Annotated in this window: 15 protein-coding genes and 1 riboswitch; of the genes, 9 read left to right on the top strand and 6 right to left on the bottom strand. The window is 69.1% G+C overall.

The window, feature by feature from the left end; all coding sequences use genetic code 11:
• Positions 1-35 precede the first annotated feature (35 nt).
• The 6 genes from ING98_18875 to ING98_18900 all read left to right on the top strand — a co-directional run bounded on the left by ING98_18875 (position 36) and on the right by ING98_18900 (position 7,487).
• On the top strand, positions 36-1,256 hold the full coding sequence (locus tag ING98_18875) for an MFS transporter (protein MCA3103936.1): 1,221 nt from the start codon (positions 36-38) through the stop codon (positions 1,254-1,256).
• On the top strand, positions 1,253-1,822 hold the full coding sequence (gene greB / locus ING98_18880) for a transcription elongation factor GreB (GenBank protein MCA3103937.1): 570 nt from the start codon (positions 1,253-1,255) through the stop codon (positions 1,820-1,822). The genes ING98_18875 and greB overlap by 4 nt, the downstream gene beginning before the upstream one ends.
• 177 nt (positions 1,823-1,999) lie before the next feature.
• Entirely contained in the window at positions 2,000-3,181 is a 1,182-nt protein-coding gene (locus ING98_18885; protein ID MCA3103938.1) for an MFS transporter, read from the top strand.
• Positions 3,182-3,259: 78 nt separating this feature from the next.
• Positions 3,260-4,273, top strand: coding sequence for a tripartite tricarboxylate transporter substrate binding protein (locus tag ING98_18890; protein MCA3103939.1), 1,014 nt, complete (start codon positions 3,260-3,262; stop codon positions 4,271-4,273).
• A complete protein-coding gene (locus ING98_18895) occupies positions 4,270-5,817 on the top strand; it encodes a sulfatase-like hydrolase/transferase (GenBank protein MCA3103940.1) in 1,548 nt (515 codons plus the stop codon). Before ING98_18890 ends, ING98_18895 begins: the two co-directional genes overlap by 4 nt.
• A 174-nt stretch (positions 5,818-5,991) precedes the next feature.
• Positions 5,992-6,139, top strand: a riboswitch (glycine riboswitch).
• Positions 6,140-6,188: 49 nt separating this feature from the next.
• Entirely contained in the window at positions 6,189-7,487 is a 1,299-nt protein-coding gene (locus ING98_18900; GenBank protein ID MCA3103941.1) for a D-amino acid dehydrogenase, read from the top strand.
• A gap of 107 nt (positions 7,488-7,594) precedes the next feature.
• On the opposite strand, the gene ING98_18905 is transcribed toward ING98_18900, so the two are convergent.
• Together ING98_18905 and ING98_18910 are read right to left on the bottom strand one after the other, a co-directional pair.
• Complete coding sequence (locus ING98_18905) at positions 7,595-8,587, bottom strand: tripartite tricarboxylate transporter substrate binding protein (GenBank protein MCA3103942.1); 993 nt, start codon at positions 8,585-8,587, stop codon at positions 7,595-7,597.
• A 171-nt stretch (positions 8,588-8,758) separates the two neighbouring features.
• The gene (locus ING98_18910) at positions 8,759-10,213 is read right to left on the bottom strand and encodes a YdiU family protein (protein ID MCA3103943.1); all 1,455 of its coding nucleotides are present in this window, start codon (positions 10,211-10,213) and stop codon (positions 8,759-8,761) included.
• 166 nt (positions 10,214-10,379) lie between these two features.
• Between ING98_18910 and katG the strand changes: the two genes are divergently transcribed.
• Positions 10,380-12,575 carry a catalase/peroxidase HPI gene (gene katG, locus ING98_18915; protein ID MCA3103944.1) on the top strand — a complete coding sequence of 732 codons (2,196 nt, stop codon included), beginning with the start codon at positions 10,380-10,382 and terminating at the stop codon, positions 12,573-12,575.
• A gap of 55 nt (positions 12,576-12,630) precedes the next feature.
• On the opposite strand, the gene ING98_18920 is transcribed toward katG, so the two are convergent.
• The 3 genes from ING98_18920 to ING98_18930 form a co-directional block, all read right to left on the bottom strand.
• Complete coding sequence (locus ING98_18920) at positions 12,631-13,389, bottom strand: SDR family oxidoreductase (GenBank protein MCA3103945.1); 759 nt, start codon at positions 13,387-13,389, stop codon at positions 12,631-12,633.
• A gap of 10 nt (positions 13,390-13,399) precedes the next feature.
• Positions 13,400-14,392, bottom strand: coding sequence for a tripartite tricarboxylate transporter substrate binding protein (locus ING98_18925; GenBank protein MCA3103946.1), 993 nt, complete (start codon positions 14,390-14,392; stop codon positions 13,400-13,402).
• A gap of 81 nt (positions 14,393-14,473) precedes the next feature.
• Positions 14,474-15,145, bottom strand: coding sequence for a gamma-glutamylcyclotransferase (locus ING98_18930; protein MCA3103947.1), 672 nt, complete (start codon positions 15,143-15,145; stop codon positions 14,474-14,476).
• Positions 15,146-15,237: 92 nt separating this feature from the next.
• Between ING98_18930 and ING98_18935 the strand changes: the two genes are divergently transcribed.
• Entirely contained in the window at positions 15,238-15,879 is a 642-nt protein-coding gene (locus tag ING98_18935) for a glutathione S-transferase N-terminal domain-containing protein (protein ID MCA3103948.1), read from the top strand.
• Between the two features lie 62 nt (positions 15,880-15,941).
• Here the strand turns inward: ING98_18935 and ING98_18940 are convergent, their stop codons facing one another.
• Positions 15,942-17,198, bottom strand: coding sequence for a Coenzyme F420 hydrogenase/dehydrogenase, beta subunit C-terminal domain (locus ING98_18940; GenBank protein MCA3103949.1), 1,257 nt, complete (start codon positions 17,196-17,198; stop codon positions 15,942-15,944).
• 137 nt (positions 17,199-17,335) lie between these two features.
• Here ING98_18940 and ING98_18945 point away from each other — a divergent pair, with 137 nt between their 5' ends.
• Positions 17,336-18,352, top strand: a complete 1,017-nt coding sequence (locus tag ING98_18945) for a tripartite tricarboxylate transporter substrate binding protein (protein ID MCA3103950.1) — start codon at positions 17,336-17,338, stop codon at positions 18,350-18,352.
• Positions 18,353-18,354: the final 2 nt, after the last annotated feature.

Consider the following 18,354-nt stretch of genomic DNA (forward strand, 5'->3'; position numbering starts at 1 on the left):
CGATATACTCGCCCGCCCATGCCCTGCCCAAGCACGTGAGCGTCCAACCCTCCGCCGTCGCGGTCATCGCGCTCGCCTCGGCAACGCAGGCACTGATCGCGATCTGCAGCGCGGCCCTGCCCGCGCTCGCGCCCGCGATCGCCCGTGGTCTGGGTGTGGACGCTTCGCTGATCGGCTACCAGGCCAGCATCGTGTATGGGTGCGCCCTGTGCGCGACCTTCATCACCGGCACGCTGATCCGGCGGCTCGGCGCCGCACGCACGATCCAGTGCACGCTGGGCGCGAGCGCCCTTGGGCTGCTGCTGGCCAGCGCCGGCAGCCTGCCGATGATCATCGCCGGCTCGATCTGCATCGGCACCGCGCTCGGCATCACCACGCCGGCCACCGCGCATGCGCTCGCCCGGTTCACGCCCATCGAGCGCCAGAACGTCGTGTTCTCGCTGAAGCAGGCGGGGGTACCGCTGGGCGGCATGCTCGCGGCGATCATCGGGCCGCTGGTCGCCGTGGTGTTCGGCTGGCAGAGCGCACTGGTGCTGTTCGCCGCCTGCTGCCTGGCGCTGGTCGCCGCGCTGCAGCCCCACCGCGCCCGCTGGGACGACGACCGCGATCCGCGCGCGCGCTGGCTGCAGCATCCGTTCGGCGGCATCCCGGCCGTCTGGTCGGACGTGCCGATCCGCTACCTCGTGCTGGCCGGCGCCTCGTTCAACGTGACGCATGTCGCACTGACCGCCTTCACCGTCAACCTGATGGTGAAGGACATCGGCTACTCGCTGGTGGTGGCAGGCATGATCGCAGGGGCTGCCCAGCTCGGCGGCACACTGGGCCGGGTGTCGCTCGGCTTCCTCGCCGACCGGTTGCGCGACAGCCTGACCATCCTCACCGTGGCTGGCGGGCTGATGACGCTGATGTGCCTCATCACCGGCCTGCTCGATGAACGCTGGCCGCGCTTCGCGGTGGTCGCCGTGTTCCTGCTGTTCGGCTTCATCGGCATCGGCTGGAACGGTGTGTTCCACGGCCAGCTCGCACGGCTGTCGCCGCCGGGGCGCGTCGGGCTCACCTCGAGCGGCGCGGGGTTCTTCCTGTTCGTGACCGCGTTCGCCGGCCCATCGCTGTTCACGACGCTGTACGGCTGGGCCAGCTCCTACACTACGACGTTCGCGCTGCTCGCCTGCACGCCCATGGCAGGCATGCTGCTCGCGCTGCGTGCACAATCGCACATCCGCCGCGCGCGCCGCACCAGCCAGGACATCCATTGAACAAGGCCTTCACCCGCGAATCGGACGGCAGCAACGACGGCGATGGCGACGATGAACTCGAAGCGCCCTCGCCACTGCCCGCAGGCAGCCGCAACTACATCACCCCGGCCGGCTACACGCGGCTGAAGACGGAGCTGAAGCACCTGCTCGACCGGGAACGCCCCGACGTGGTGAAGGCAGTGTCCTGGGCCGCGTCGAACGGCGACCGCTCCGAGAATGCCGACTACATCTACGGCAAGCGGCGGCTGCGCGAGATCGACCGCCGCATCCGTTTCCTCACGCGGCGCCTGGACCTCGCCGAGATCGTCGACCCGGCCGCGCGCGAGTGGACCGACCAGGTGTTCTTCGGCGCGACCGTACGCATTGCCCGCGCGGATGGCGCCGAGCAGGTACTGGCGATCGTCGGCATCGACGAGATCGACACCGAGCGCGGGCGAATCTCGTGGGTGTCGCCGATGGCGCGTGCGCTCACCAAGGCTCGCGAAGGCGACACCGTGACGCTGCACACGCCGGCGGGCGTCGAGGACGTGGACATCCTCGAGGTGAACTACCTGCCGATCGACTGACACAGCGACCGGCCAGGACCGTACCGCCGGCCTTGCGGTCCAGGGGCGCTATGATCGGAATACAGTCGATCACGCAACGGGCGCCCGGGTGCCCGTTTCTTCTTCCTGGAGCGTCACACGATCCAACCGGCCGCGACACCACTGCCCGCCAGCGACGACCCGCGCGCCTCCGCCTGGGTGGCCGTCATCCTCATCACGCTCGTGCAGTCGGTGTCCGCCTGCGCCAACGTGACACTGCCGACGGTCGCACCGAAGATCGCGCAGACGCTGGGCATCGACGCCTCCTGGATCGGCTACCAGGTGAGCCTGCTGTTCGGCTGCGCGGTGCTCAGCGCGACCTTCGGTGGCGGTCTGGTGAGCCGGCTCGGGCCCGCGCGCGCCGGCCAGGTCGCGGCGCTGCTGAGCATGGCCGGCATGGCACTGGCGGCCGTGCCGATGCTGCTGACGATGGCGCTGTCGACGGTGCTGTGCGGCTTCGCGCTCGGGCTGGTCAACCCCGGTGCGGCGCAGGTGATCGTCCGGTTCACGCCGCTCAGGCACCGCAACCTGATCTTCTCGATCAAGCAGAGCGGCGTGCCAGCCGGCGGCGTGGTGGTCGGACTGACCGCGCCATTGATCGCAGTCAGCCTCGGCTGGCAGTGGTCGGTGCTGCCGGCGATCGCCGTGGCGTTCTGCGTGCTGCTTCTGATGCAGTGGGTGCACCCGGTCTGGGACAGCGAACGCAACCGCGGGGCGAAGCTGCTGGGCACGCGCAGCGGCGGCATCGGCATGGTGTGGGCGCGGCCCGCGCTGCGCTGGCTGGCGCTGTCGGGCTTCTGGTTCGCGTTCATCCAGCGCAGCCTGCTCACCTTCCTGGTGTCCTACCTCTACCTGGTGGCCGGCTACTCGCTGATCGAAGCCGGTGCGCTGCTCGCCCTGTACCAGGCCGCGGGCGGCCTGGCGCGGCCGATGTGGGGCATCGTCGCCGACCGGCTGTCGGGGCCGCCGGTGCTGATCGGCCTGTCACTGTGCACGATCACCACCTGCCTGGCGCTGTTCTGGCTCGACGCCACCTGGCCGCCGGCCGTGGTCTCGGCGATCATCGCGGTGCTGGGCGCGACCTCATACGGATGGAACGGCGTCTACCACGCCGAGGCCACGCGCATCTCGCCGCCGCGCGAGATCGCGACGCTGACCGCGGGCACGTCTTCGTTCGCCTACTCGGGCGTGCTCGCCGGGCCCGCGCTGTTCGCGCTCGGCTACCAGGCGTTCGGCAGTTATCCGGCGATGTTCGGATCGCTGGCGGGCGCGGGCGCGCTCGGGCTCGGCTGCCTGCTGCTGGCGATCCGCCATGCGCGGCTCGCACCGCCGGTGGCCTGATCACACGCGTCTGGCGTACGATCGGCAGGACAGGGCCCGGCATGGCAAGGCCGTCCCGGCAACCCAGGGAAGTCGACGATGTCCGAACACGGCAAGTCAAGGGTCTGGTCAGTCGCACCCGCGCTGGCACTGTTGCTGGCGCTGCAGGCCGCGCTGGTATCCGCACAGCCGGCGCCGCAGGGCTGGCGCCCGCAGCGCCCGGTGGAACTGCTGGTCGGCGCCGCCCCGGGGGGCAGCATCGACCTCACTGCGCGCGTACTGCAACGGGCGCTCGATGAGCGAAAGCTCGCCGGCGTGTCGACGCTGGTGGTCAACCGGCCCGGCGCCGGCCAGGGGCTGGCCTGGGCGCAGATGATCGAGCGCTCGAAGGCGGTGCCGGCGATCGCGATGGGCGGGCCGAACCTGGTCTCGAATCCGGTCACCGGGCTGCATCCGATAGATCACACGCAGGTGACCACGCTCGCCGTGCTGTTCGACGACTACATGGCGATCGCGGTGCGCGCCGACTCGCCGATCCGGTCGATGCGGGAGGCCATCGAGCGGCTGCGCAAGGATCCCGGCGCGCTGTCGATCGGCGTCGCGCCATCGCTGGGCGCAGGCGCGCACACCGGCGGCGTAGTGGCCCTGCGCGCGGGTGGCGTCGACGTGAAGAACGCGCGTTTCGTGGTGTACAAATCGGCCGGGGAAGCCATCCTCGCGGTGATCTCGGGCGACCTCGACATGGCGGTCGGCACCGTGGCCAACTTCCCGCCGCACCTGCAGTCCGGACGCATCCGGCTGGTCGCGGTCACCTCGGGCAGGCGCCTGGGCGGCGTGATGGCGAACGTGCCGACCCTGCGCGAACAGGGCATCGACGGCGTCTACACCAACTGGCGCAGCGTCATCGGTCCGAAGTCGATGCCTCGCGAACAGGTCGCCTTCTGGGAAGAGGCGCTCGGGACGATCGTGAAGAGCGACGAATGGCAGCGCGACCTAGAACGCAACTTCTGGACTGGCAACTTCCTCGTCGGCGAGGCGGCTGCCCGCTATGTCGACGAGCAGGCCCGGCAGTTTCGCGATATCTACAGCGTACTCGGAAAGAATGCACCATGACCGCCAAGACGAACCGACCCAACATCCTGTTCATCACGTCCGACCAGCAGCGCGGAGACTGCTACGGCTTCGAGCGGCCGGAAATACTGACGCCCCACCTCGACCGGCTCGCACGCGACGGCACCCGGTTCAAGGCCGCGATCACGCCCAACCTGGTCTGCCAACCCTCGCGCGCCTCGATACTGACCGGCATGCTGCCGCTCACGCACGGCGTCTGGGACAACGGCGTCGACCTCGATCCGGCAGTGGGCGAACAGGGCTTTGCCGGCGCACTCGCCCAGGCCGGCTACTCGACCGCGTTCATCGGCAAGGCACACTTCGCGACCAAGGCCACCTTCGCGCCGACCGGCACGCCCGAGGACCGCTTCAACGGCGAACTGTACGACCGCGGCTGGCTCGGCCCGTACATGGGGTTCGAACATGCGGAACTGATGGTGCTCGGACACATGCATCGAGCGCGCCCGCCGCAGCGTCCGATCGTCGGCCATTACGAGCGCTGGCTGCGCACCCGGGGCCGCGACGAGGAAGCGGCTGCGCTCTGGGCGGCCGAGACCCGTGCAGGCACGGGGGCGGCACAGACCTGGCATTCGGCCCTGCCGGTGGCCTGGCATACCTCCACCTGGTGCGCCGACCGGACGATCGAATGGATCGGGCGCCAGGCGCGCAGCAAGCCGTTCTGCGCCTGGGTGTCGTTCCCCGACCCGCACCATCCGTTCGATGCGCCGGCGCCGTGGTCGGCCCTGTACGACCCGCGTTCGCTCTCGTTGCCACCGCACCGCACGAAAGACCTCGAGCGCCGCCCGTGGTGGCATCGCGCGGTGCTCGAAGGCAAGCCCGACCTGAGCGACCCGGTTATGCTGAAGTTCCGTACCGAAGGGTCGCGCTGCCCGGACCAGACCGACGAGCAGCTCGCCGAGATGACCGCGAACTACTACGCGATGATCTCGCTGATCGACCACAACGTCGGCCGGCTGATGGAGTCGCTCGAGGCCCAGGGCCTCGCGCAGGACACGCTCGTGGTCTACAGCACCGACCACGGCGACATGCTCGGCAACCATGGCCTCTACCTGAAGCATCCGATCCCGTACGAAGACCTGCTGCGCATCGGGATGATCGCGCGCGGGCCAGGCATCCAGGCCGGGCAGGTGGTCGACAAGCCGGTGTCCACGGTCGACCTCGCGGCCACCTTCTGCGAGGCGGGTGGCGCCCGGCTGGCCGAGGGCGCGCAGAGCCGCAGCCTGCTGCCGCTGATGCGCGGCGAGCCCGAGGAGCGGCCGGTCGCGTACAGCGAGTGGCATGTGCATGCCTCCCGCTGCGGCGTGGCGCTCAAGCTGCGCACGGTACGCACCCGCGATGCCAAGTGCACCTTCGAGCTGGACAGCGGCGCGGGCGAACTCTACGACCTGCGCGACGACCCGGGCGAGATGGTGAATCGCTTCGACGACCCGGCATACAAGGGGCTGCGGGACGAACTCGAGCAGATGATGCACGACCGTCCGGGCGAGGTACGCGATCCGCTGGCCGAGCCGATCGGCATGGCCTGAAGCGGCGACGAAGGCCCATCGAAGACCCATCGGTTGACCACGGCCGATCCACGGGCTTAGACTGGACTCGTATTCAGGAGAGTGTCGGTCGTGCAGTTGAAGGCACAGTTGGCCACGACCGGCCGCCGAAGGCGCAACCCGCCCGGGATCGCTCAGGCCCATATACTGGATACGGTTTGGCAGACTGGAGAGCGACCCGGCTGCACTGCGGACGGCAGTTCGAACGCAGGCAGGATGGGGTCCACCGAAGGGGCAACGTGATTGCAGGCGCCTGAGCGCCGGCACCACGCAATCTCTCAGGTAAACGGACAGTCGGGCGGTGTCGGGTTCATCGACGCTGCCTCCCTGTCCGCACAACCCTGGAGAAAGCGATGAGAGTCATCGTGCTCGGTGCCGGCGTCGTCGGCACCACTGCGGCATGGTTCCTGAACAAGTCGGGCCATGAAGTCACCGTGATCGACCGCCAGCCGGTCGCCGGCAACGAAACCAGCTTCGCCAACGGCGGGCAGATCTCGGTCAGCCATGCCGAGCCCTGGGCCAACCCGTCGGCACCGCTGAAGGTGCTGAAGTGGCTCGCCCGCGAAGATGCGCCGCTGCTGTTCCGGCTGCGCATGGACCCGGCGCAGTGGCGCTGGTGCGCGCGCTTCATGCTCGAGTGCCTGCCTTCGCGCACTCGCCACAACATCGCGCAGATCGTGCGCCTCGGCCTCTACAGCCGGGCGACGCTGCAGGCCCTGCGTGCCGAGACCGGCCTCGAATACGACCACCTGACGCGCGGCATCCTCCACTTCTACACCGACCCGAAGGAGTTCGATGCCGCACTCGCACCGGCACAGGTGATGCGCGACCACGGCTGCGAGATCGACATGATCGACGCCGACGCCTGCGTGCGCATCGAGCCGGCGCTCGACTCGGCCCGCCAGCGGCTGGTCGGCGGCAGCTTCACGCCCAGCGACGAATCGGGCGACGCGCACAAGTTCAGCGTCGAACTGGCGAAGCTGGCCGCAGCGCGCGGCGTGACCTTCCTGAACGAAACGCGCATCCTCGGGCTCGACCCGGCGGGCGGCAAGATCGCCTCGGTGCGGGTGGTCGATGCCAACGGCACGCCCTCGACGCTGCGCGCGGACGCGTTCGTGATGGCGATGGGCAGCTACAGCGCGCGGATGCTCGGCAGCGTCGGCGTCGACGTGCCGGTGTATCCGGCCAAGGGCTATTCGGTGACGCTGCCGGTCGGCCCGCAGCATGTCGCACCGCAGGTCAGCCTCACCGACGACGAATACAAGATCGTGTTCTCGCGGCTGGGCGACCGGCTGCGCTGCGCCGGCACGGCCGAGCTGAACGGCTACGACACCGAACTCAACGAGACCCGCTGCCGTGCGATCGTCGAGCGCCTGTTCGAACTGTTCCCGGAGGCCGGCGACCGCTCGCAGGTGCGCTACTGGACCGGGCTGCGGCCGGCCACGCCGTCGAACGTGCCACTGATCGGCCAGAGCCGTATCCCGAACCTGTACCTCGACACCGGCCACGGCACGCTCGGCTGGACCCACGCCTGCGGCTCGGGCCAGGCGATCGCCGACATCGTCAGCGGGCGCGCACCAGAGGTCGATTTCGCGTTCATCGGCGCACCGAAGCCCCGCACGGCGCAGGTACGGGGCCTCGCACGCGCCTGAAAGGCTCCTGACCTCCGGGTCTGACCCCGGGGTCAGACCCCGCAGTCCGGCAGCCGACGTTGGGGTCTGACCCTGGGGTCAGACCCCGATTTGTCTACTTGTCTCGGTTACTCGGCTTTGACGCCTGCCTGCGCGACGATCTTCTTCCACAACTCGATCTCGCGCGCGATGCGGGCTCCGAAGGCTTCCGGCGTGCCACCGGCCGGCTCGACGCCGTCGGCGTTCAGTCGGGTGATCATCTCCTTGTTCGACAGCGCCTTCTGCAGGTCTGCGTTGATGCGGTCGACGATCGGGCGCGGCGTGTTGCGCGGCACGAGGATGCCGTGCCAGTTGGTGACGTCATAGCCGGCAACCGTCTCGCCGATCGACGGGATGTTCGGCTCGGCGCCGATGCGCTTGGCGGTGGTCACCGCGATCGGACGCAGCTTGCCGGAGCGCACGAACGGCAGCGTCGAGGCGATGCTGCCGAAGATCAGCTGGGTATGGCCGCCGATGGTGTCGGTCAGCGCCGGGCCCGTACCCTTGTACGGGATGTGGGTCATCTTGATCCCGGCCATGCTGGCGAAGTGCTCGGTGGCCAGATGCACGATGCTGCCCTGCCCGCTGGTGGCGTAGTTAAGACCACCCGGATTCTTCCTGGCGAGGGCGATCAGGTCCTTCACCGTCTTCGCAGGCAGCGTCGGATGCACCGCCACCAGGAACGGACCCTGGGACATCTGGATCACCGGCTGGATGTCCTTCACCGGATCGAAGTTGAGCTTGTACAGCGCCGGGTTCACCGGATAGCTGGCGGCGATCAGCGTCAGCGTGTAGCCGTCGGGTGCCGCCTTCATGCCAACCTCGACGCCGAGCGATCCGCCGGCACCACCGCGGTTCTCGACGACGACCTGATGGCCGAGCGAGTCGGACAGTTGCTGCGCAGCGATGCGGCCGATGAAGTCGCTGCCGCCACCCGGTGCGAACGGGATGACCATGCGAAGCGGCTTGGTCGGATAGGCCTGAGCCATCGCGGCGGGCGCGAGCGCCACCGAGAAGGCAGCGAGGGAAGCGGCGGCAAGCGCGCGCTGCGGGCGCGGCAGGGTAGCTGCACGAGTGGTCATTGGAAACCTCCGATGGACGGCAAATGAAGCGGGTGATCCCTGCGCTGGGGAGCCGGGCGCTCGGGCAACAGCCCGGCGGCGGATGATACCGCGACCGCACAGGCCCGCCACGGGAAGAAACGCCCGGTTGACAGCAACACGACAAACCAACGCAACGCCTCGTCCCGCAGCTCAGGTCCCGCAGAACGTCTGGTACACCCGCCCGTCCGGCACCGCCGGCTGCGCGTACTCGTCGAGACCGTCGCGCGCTGCATACGGGTCGGCCAGCACCTCGAGCAACCGGTGCATCGGCGCGAGGTCGCCTGCCGAACCGGCGGCCAGCGCCGCCTCGACCTGGTGGTTGCGCGGGATGTAGGCCGGGTTGGCCGCGCGCATCCGTTCGAACACGGCCGGCAGTGCATCGCCCTGCCGCCCGAGCCGGGCCCGCCAGCGCGCATGCCATTGGCCGAACGCCGGGTCGTCGAAGACGGCGCCATAGGGCAGTGCGTCGACCGCCAGCGCGCGGAAGGTGTTGGTATGGTCGGCCCTGGCCAGCGTCATCCACGAAAGCAGATCGTCGCAGAGCGCCCGGTCGTCTGGCTCGCTGCCCGACAGCCCGAGCTTGCGGCCCATCATCGCGAGCCAGCCGGCTTCGAAGATGTCGGCGAGCGCATGCAGCGATGCGGTCGCGAGTTCGACCGCCTTTTCGCCGTCCGCGTCGATCGACGGCAACAGCGACTCCGCGAAACGGGCCAGGTTCCACAGCATGATGCGCGGCTGGTTGCCGAACGCATAGCGGCCCTGGTGGTCGATGGAACTGAACACGGTGGTCGGATCATGGGCGTCCATGAACGCGCACGGCCCGTAGTCGATCGTCTCGCCGGCAATGGTGACGTTGTCGGTGTTCATCACGCCGTGGATGAAGCCCACCCGCAGCCACTCGACCACCAGCGCCAGCTGCCGCTCGCCCACCGCCTGCAGCAGCGCGAGGCCGGGGCTGACTGCATCCTTCAGGTGCGGGTAGTGGCGATCGATCGCGTAGTCGACCAGTTGCGCAACCAGCGCCGGGTCGCCCTGCGCGGCCGCGTACTGGAACGTGCCCACCCGCAGGTGGCTGGCAGCGACCCGGGTCAGCACCGCGCCCGGCAGCGGACGCTCGCGATACACCGGCTGCCCGGTCGCGACCACCGCGAGCGAGCGGGTGGTCGGGATGCCGAGCGCCTGCATCGCCTCGCTGATCACGTACTCGCGCAACATCGGGCCCAGCGCGGCACGGCCGTCGCCACTGCGCGAATAGCGCGTCGGGCCGGAACCCTTGAACTGGATGTCCACGCGTCGGCCATCCGGCGCGACGTGTTCGCCGAGCACCAGCGCGCGGCCGTCCCCAAGCAGCGAGAAGCCGCCGAACTGATGGCCGGCATAGGCCTGGGCGAACGGCTCGGCGCCTTCGGGCAGGACGTTGCCGGAGAACAGGGCCGCGAGTGCGGCGTCGTCCGTGCCGGAGAAATCGAGGCCGAGGTCGCGCGCCAGGGCGTGGTTGAGCAGCACCAGCTTCGGCGCCGGTGCGGCCGTGGCGCCCTGCTTCGAATAGAAGAGGCGGGGCAGGCGGGTGTAGGTGTTGTCGAAACGCCACTGGACGACTGGCATGTTGCACGCATCCTTCCTGGACAAGGCAACACTGTACAGCGACCTCGCGGGAACCGCCTGCATGGCCTGGCGACTATCGTCCCCATTGCAAAATCCAATTTGCCCCGCGCCACCCATGCTCCCATAGTGCGTCGAGCCACCCGCGTGAAACACCAAGGAGAGAACCATGTCCGAACAGAAATGCCCGTTCGCAGGCCATACCCCCGCCAGCCCGGTCGCCGCCCCCAGCAAGAACACAAACTGGTGGCCCGGGCAGCTCGACCTGAAGGTCCTGCACCAGCACTCCGCCCTGTCCGACCCGATGGGCGAGGGTTTCGACTATGCGCAGGCCTTCAGCGGCCTCGACCTCGATGCGGTCGTGCGCGACCTGCATGCGCTGATGACCGACTCGCAGGACTGGTGGCCGGCCGACTACGGTCACTACGGCCCGTTCTTCATCCGCATGGCCTGGCACAGCGCCGGCACCTACCGCATCGCGGACGGCCGCGGCGGCGCGGGCGCCGGCGCGCAGCGCTTCGCGCCGCTGAACAGCTGGCCGGACAACGGCAATCTCGACAAGGCGCGCCGGCTGCTCTGGCCGATCAAGCAGAAGTACGGCCGCGCGCTCTCGTGGGCCGACCTGATGATCCTCGCCGGCAACGTCGCGCTCGAGTCGATGGGGTTCAGGACGTTTGGCTTCGCCGGCGGCCGTGCCGACATCTGGGAGCCGGAGGAAGACATCTACTGGGGCCCCGAGGGCAAGTGGCTGGCCGACGAGCGCTACAGCGGTGAGCGCGAACTGGCCAATCCGCTCGCCGCGGTGCAGATGGGCCTGATCTACGTGAACCCGGAAGGCCCGAACGGCAAGCCCGACCCGGTTGCCTCGGCGCGCGACATCCGCGAGACCTTCGCCCGGATGGCCATGAACGATGAAGAGACGGTGGCGCTGGTGGCCGGTGGCCACACGTTCGGCAAGTGCCATGGTGCCGCGGACCCGTCGATCCATGTCGGCCCCGAGCCGGAAGGGGCGTCCATCGAAGAGCAGGGCCTGGGCTGGAAGAACACCTTCGGCAGCGGCAAGGGCTTGCATGCGATCACCAGCGGCCTCGAGGGCGCATGGACACCCACGCCGACCACCTGGGACAACAGCTACTTCGAGACGCTGTTCGGCTTCGAGTGGGAACTCACGAAGAGCCCGGCCGGTGCGCACCAGTGGACGCCGAAGGGCGGCGCCGGTGCCGGCAGCGTGCCCGATGCGCATGACGCGTCGAAGCGACATGCACCGATGATGTCCACCGCCGACCTCGCGCTGCGCATGGACCCGGCCTACGAACGGATCTCGCGTCGGTTCCTCGCCGATCCGAAGCAGTTCGCCGACGCCTTCGCCCGCGCCTGGTTCAAGCTGACCCATCGCGACATGGGCCCGGCAACGCGCTACCTCGGCGCGCTGGCGCCGAAGGAAGAACTGATCTGGCAAGACCCGGTGCCGGCGGTCGACCATCCGCTGGTCGATGCAGCCGACGTCGCGGCGCTGAAGGCGGCGATCCTCGCATCCGGCCTGTCGATCGCGCGGCTGGTCGCGACCGCCTGGGCGTCGGCCTCAACCTTCCGAGGCAGCGACAAGCGCGGCGGCGCCAACGGCGCGCGTGTCCGGCTCGCGCCGCAGAACGGCTGGGAGGTCAACGAACCCGCGGAACTGGCGAAGGCCCTCGCGGCGCTGGAGGGCGTACAGCGCAACTTCAATGCCGCACAGGCTGGCGGCAAGCGCATCTCGATGGCCGACCTGATCGTGCTCGGAGGCTGCGCGGCGGTCGAGGCGGCGGCGAAGGCGGCTGGCCACGACATCATCGTCCCGTTCACTCCCGGCCGTACCGATGCCTCGCAGGAACGCACCGATGTCGACTCGTTCGCGCCGCTCGAGCCGGTCGCGGACGGCTTCCGCAACTACGTCCGCCAGGGCTTCGAGGCGGTGGTTGCCGAGAAGCTGGTCGACCGTGCGCAGTTGCTCACCCTCACTGCGCCCGAGATGACGGTGCTGATCGGTGGCCTGCGCGTGCTCGGCGCGAACGTCGGACAGTCCGCGCACGGGGTATTCACCCGACGGCCCGGCACGCTGACCAACGACTTCTTCGTCAACCTGCTCGACATGGGCATTGACTGGCAGAAGTCGTCGACCGCGCAGCACGTGTTCGTGGGTCGCGACCGCGCGACAGGCGAGCTGCGCTGGACAGGCACCGTTGTCGACCTGGTGTTCGGCTCGAACTCGCAATTGCGTGCACTGGCCGAGGTGCATGCCTGCAGCGATTCGCAAGCCGCGTTCGTGCGTGCTTTCGTCGCGGCCTGGTCGAAGGTGATGGAACTGGACCGCTTCGACCTCGCCTGACTGCAAAACTCAAGACCTGACCCCAGCCGGTGCAGAGGCTGGGTCAGCCGGTGGCTCAGCCGCGTCCGGCAAACGGCATCTTGGTCGCCATGATGGTCACGGTGAACAGGTTCACGTTCAGCGGCTGGTTGGCCATGTGCAGCACGGTGCGGCCGACGTCCTCGACGTCGATCATCGGCTCGGCCTTGATCTCGCCGTTGGCCTGCTTCACGCCCTTGGACATGCGCGCGGCCAGTTCGGTCATGGCGTTGCCGACATCGATCTGGCAGCAGGCGATGTCGTACTTGCGCCCGTCGAGCGCGGTGGTCCTGGTGAGGCCGGTGATGCCGTGCTTGCTCGCCGTGTAGGGTGCGGAGTCGGGCCGCGGCACGTGTGCCGAGATCGAGCCGTTGTTGATGATGCGCCCACCCATCGGCACCTGGTCCTTCATCATCCGGAACGCCTGCTGGGTGCACAGGAAAGCGCCGGTCAGGTTGGTGTTGACCACCGCCAGCCACTTCTCGACTGGCAGGTCTTCCAGCGGCACCCCGGGTGCGTTCAGGCCGGCGTTGTTGAACACCAGGTCGAGCCGGCCCCAGGCCTGCTTCACCGCGGCGAACAGTGCGGCGACCGATTCCGGCGAGGTGATGTCGGTGGGCACCGCGAGCGCACGCGCGCCGGCACCCGATTCAGCCGCCACGGCCTGCAGCACGTCGGGGCGGCGCCCGGCCAGCGCGACATGCCAGCCGTCGCGCAGCAGCGCGAGCGCCGAGGCGCGGCCGATGCCGCTGCCGGCACCGGTGACGATGGCTACCCGGGTCGATTGTCCAGCCATGTTCTCTCCCTTACTGCGGCTTGATGCCGGCGACCTTCACCAGTTTCGCCCATTTCGCCAGTTCGGCGCGCACGAATTGCTCCGCCTCGGCCTGCGAATTGCCCACCGGTTCGTTGCCGACCTTGGCCAGCGCGGCGCGCAGCTCGGCCGTGGCCAGCGCCTTCACCGTCTCGGCATGCAGCCGGGCGACGGTGTCTTTCGGCGTGGCCGAGGGCACGAACAGCCCCTGCCACAGTTCGACCTCGAAGCCGGCGAAGCCGGCCTCGATCATCGTCGGCAGGTCGGACAGCGCGGCGACGCGCTTCGCGCCGGTGGTCGCCAGCCCGACGAGGCGGCCGTCCTTGAAGAACGGGATGGCGGCTGCGATCGACGAGAACGTCATCTGCACGTTGCCGGCGATCAGGTCGGTCATCGCGGGGCCGCTGCCCTTGTACGGTACGTGGACGATGTCCTGCGCGATGCGCGACTTGAAGAACTCGCCCGCCATGTGCGGCGTGGTACCGATGCCGGCCGAGGCGAACGACAGCGTGCCCGGCTTCGCCTTGGCGATGGCGGTGAGTTCGGCGACGCTGCGTGCGCCGACCTTGGGGTTGATCGCCAGCACCAGCGGCGACGAGGTCGCGATCGTGATGGTGCGGAAATCCTTCAACACGTCGTAGGGTACCTGCGGCTGCAGGCCCTGGTTGATCACGATCGCCGGGTCCATCACCAGCAGCGTGTAGCCGTCGGCGCCGGCGCGCGCGGCGACCTCGACGCCGACGATGCCGCCCGCCCCGCCGCGGTTGTCGATCACCACCGACTGGCCGAGCTGCTCCGACAGCTTCTGCCCGAGGGTGCGGCCGACATAGTCGACCACGCCGCCCGGGGCGTAGGGCACGACGATGCGCAGGCTCTTGGACGGGAACGGCTGGGCGCCGGCCGGCAGTGCCGCCAGCGCGAGGGCCGGCAGCAGCGCCGCGACCATCGGCACGGGGCATCGGAAGGGTCGGATCTCGAACGGCATCGGAGCGCTCCTGAGTCGGGTGTCAGAGGCCGCCGATCGTACGCGAGAAGGGTCTTCCTGTTGCACCGGGGTGGCCGGGGCTCAGGGCGCAAGCGGCGCCCGGAGCCGGGCCACCTGCTTGGCGAGCGCGAACAGCCGCGCATCCTGCACGCCGTTGGTGCGCAGGCAGTCGACCGTCTGGAACAGGTAGTCGGCCGCCGAGCCGAGCCGCCCGCGTGCATGCGCGAGCACCTGCACCACCTCGTCGGCCGGCAGCTTGCCCGCGTACTGCCAGCCCTTGCGGTTGACCACGAACGCGAGCGAGCGCACCGGCTGGCCGCGCACGACCGCATTCACCCAGCGCGCCTGGTAGGCACCCATCACCATCTCGCGCCGCCAGATCAGCGTGAGTTCGGTGCGCAGCAGGTGCGCCGGGATGCGGAACGCGAAGCCGTGGCAGCGGCCGCCGTGTTCGAGCGCGAGCATCAGCCCCGGCCGGTCGGGTGACCCGCGGCCCATCCGCGACCAGAGGCAGAAGCGACGGTGCAACCCGTGCACCAGCGCGGGGTGCCGTTCCTCGAAGTGGAACAGCGGGTTCCAGATCAGGGACCCGTAGGCGAACAGCCACAGGTCTCGGCCTTCGCCGACCGCCTCGAGCACGCAGTCGAGCGAAGCGTCGAACGCCTGCTGCGGCACGATCGGCAGTTCGGGATGGAACTGTTCGTACTGCCTGCGCAGCAGGTCGGCTTCGAGGTCGGCGCGGGAAAGAGCCATGGCAGTCATCCTAACGCGCGCACCCGGCCGGCTGTTGACCGATCGAGGGCCCGTGCGGGTACGATCAACGTCCCGACATGGAGGAGACACCGATGGACCTGACGCTCTGCTACGCCCCGATGGCCTGCTCGCTGGTGGCCTACGTGAACCTGACCGAGGCCGGTGCGCCGTTCACGGTGCGCACGGTCAACACCGGCGCCAGGGAGCAGAAGAGCGCCGAGTACCTCGCGGTGAACCCCAAGGGCAAGGTCCCGGTGCTGCTGGTCGACGGCTACCCGCTGACCGAGAACGTGGCGATCCAGCAGTTCATCGCGCGCAGCTTCCCGGCGGCGAAACTGCTGCCGGCGGGCTTCGACGAGTTCAAGGCAATCTCGCTGATGTCATGGTTCACCTCGACCATCCATCCGCACCTGACGCCGAACGCCCGACCCGAGAACTACTGCGACATGCCGGAGGCCTTCGATGGCGTGAAGCGGGTCGCGCAGAAGCTGCTGTTCGAGGACCTGAAGATCGCCGAAGGCCTGCTCGAGGGGCGCGAATGGTTCTTCGACCACTTCACCGCGGTGGATTCGTATTTCTTCTGGTGCTTTCGCCGCGCAACCCAGTTCAAGCTGGACCTGTCCGCCTTCCCGAACTGCCTGGCGCACATGGCGCGCATGCGCGAGCGGCCCAGCGTGCAGAAGGTCGAGGCCTACGAGAAGGACGTCGTGGCGCAGTTCGCCAGGGCGGCCTGACCGGCACGCTCGCCGATGCTGGCGCCGATGCTGGGGTCTGACCCTGGGGTCAGACCCCAGGGTCAGACCCCAGGGTCGCCTGGCGGACGCGGCGGTGCGCCGGGGCGCTCCTCTTCCCGCGGCAAGAGACCGTAGGGCGCGACCAGCGCCCAGAGGTGGGCCGGCACCATGTGCCGCAGGCGCCTGGGCCGCTCGCGGCGCAGGTGGACCACCGATTCGAGCGCCTTCATCTCGACCCGGGTGCGCGCGAACTCCAGCCCGCGCGGGCCGATCCGCGGCATCAGGAAGTTCACGATCGGACGCAGCCAGCCAGGCATCTGGCGCAGCGGCAGGCCGCCGGCGGCGCGCTCGACGTTGGCCAGGAAGCCCTTCACCGGGCCCTGCCGCTTGCCGGCGGAACCGGGGGCTGCGGTTCGTACGTCGTCGCCGAGCAGCCCGAGCAGTTCCTCGCCGCGCTCGTTGCGCACCAGCAACCACTGCTCGCCCTGCCCGCCCATGTAGCCGACGGTGATGTCGGCCAGCACGTTGGTGTAGTCGACGCAGGTGCGGCAGGTCAGCGGGAAGAAGTCCGGCGGCAGCTTCGAGATCGGCAGGTCGAGGAAAGGGATCAGCTTCGTGCGCCCGTCGGTGAAGCGCAGCTCGACCCGGTAGTCGGCGCGGAACTCGAGGTAGGTGATGGTCGACGGATCGTCGGCCAGAAGGTCGAGAAACGCATGGAAGTTGTCGGTCGTGGTGTTGTCCGAGCACGGCGTGCCGATCACGTAGAGGCGCTCGAAACCCAGTTCCTTCTCGAGCGCACGCAGCGCGTACACCTGGCAGGGAATACCGATCACCGCAAGGCGCCGGTGGCCGGCCGCCAGGGCAGGCTCGAGCAGCGAGAGCAGCGGCGCATAGCCCATCCGCATGCCGCGGCAGGCGGCCATGTCGGCGGCCGAGGTGACCAGCACTGGCACCGGGCGCCAGCGGTCGTCCGGGTCGGGAGCCATGGTAAGCACCGCATCGACCAGCCCGCGCGCGAGCAGCCGCTCGGCGATGCCGGTGGTGATACCGGTCCACTGTGCCCCGGGCGTGGGCTGCTTCATCGATGCGCGCAGCATGCGGCGGAACGGTCCGAAGTACAATTCGTCGACCCGCGCCGGATCGCGGCTGCGCCCGTGCACCTGCGCCTCCAGCGCGGGATAGTCGGGCCGGATGAACTGGCAGGCGCGGCCGCAGCGCTTCGGGTCGGACGAGCGCGAGATGCCGCAGTCGGTGCAGAGGTCGCGTGCGGGTGCGGGCGACGGCCCGGGTACAGCTGCCCGCGCTTCGGGTGAGGGCATCGGCGGTATATCCAAGGTGATCTGGATTCTACCCGCGGGCCGGCACTGCGCTAAGCTTCGTGCACGGAGCGGCTGTCGAACGGCCCGACGCAACCACGCGATCGGCCGCAGGACGCTTCGGGCACGGAGGAGCGAGGATGTCCACAGGTTCCGGTCTGGTCACGGTCAGGGTCCGCCCCCGTTCATGGCATGGCTGCGCAGGATTCGCTGCGGGCGCCGCTGCGCTTGCCGCAGGGCCATGGTCGATGGCGGCGCTGGCCGCCTATCCCGACAAGCCGGTGCGGATCGTGATCCCGTCGCCACCGGGGGGCGGTACCGACACCTCGACCCGCATCCTGGGACCAAGGATGTCCGACCTGCTGGGGCAGCCGTTCGTGCTCGAGAACCGTCCGGGCGCCAGCGGAAACATCGGCGCGGAAGTGGTCGCGCGAGCCACGCCGGACGGCTACACACTGTTGGCCGCGATCGCATCGCACACCAGCAATCCCGCGATGATGAAGACATCGTATGACCTCGCGCGCGATTTCGCACCGGTCTCGATGACAGTGACGCTGCCGAACGTGCTGGTCGCCAATCCGGCCCTGCCCGCTCGCACCGTGAAGGAACTCGTCGCACTGGCCCGCACGCGGCCGGGCCAGCTTCAGTTCGCCACCGGCGGCATCGGTGCCAACCAGCACCTGTCGATGGAACTGTTCCTGCTCACGACGGGCACGAAGATGGTCCATGTTCCGTACAAGGGCGTTGGGCCGGCGCTGGGCGATGTCGTGGGCGGCCATGTGCCGCTCATGATGTCGAACATCCTGGTCGCGCTGCCGCAGATCCGCGCAGGCCGGGTACGCGCCTACGGAGTGACCAGCGCCCGGCGGGTGAGCGGTGCGCCCGACATCCCGACGATCGCGGAGTCCGGTGTCCCGGGCTTCGATGCCGTGCAGTGGTACGGCCTGCTCGCGCCGGCGGCCACGCCCCGCGACGTCGTAGGCATCCTGCATGCCACCGTGGTCAAGGTGCTGCAGGAACCGGCGATCCGCGACCGCTTCCTGCGCGACGGTGCCGAACCGACACCCAGCGCCTCGCCCGAAGAATTCGCGGCGCTGATCAAGGTCGAGCTTGCGCGCTGGATGAAGGTGGTGAAGGAAGCCGGGATCCAGCCGTGACG

Source organism: Rhodocyclaceae bacterium (assembly GCA_020248265.1).
GTDB lineage: Bacteria > Pseudomonadota > Gammaproteobacteria > Burkholderiales > CAIKXV01 > CAIKXV01.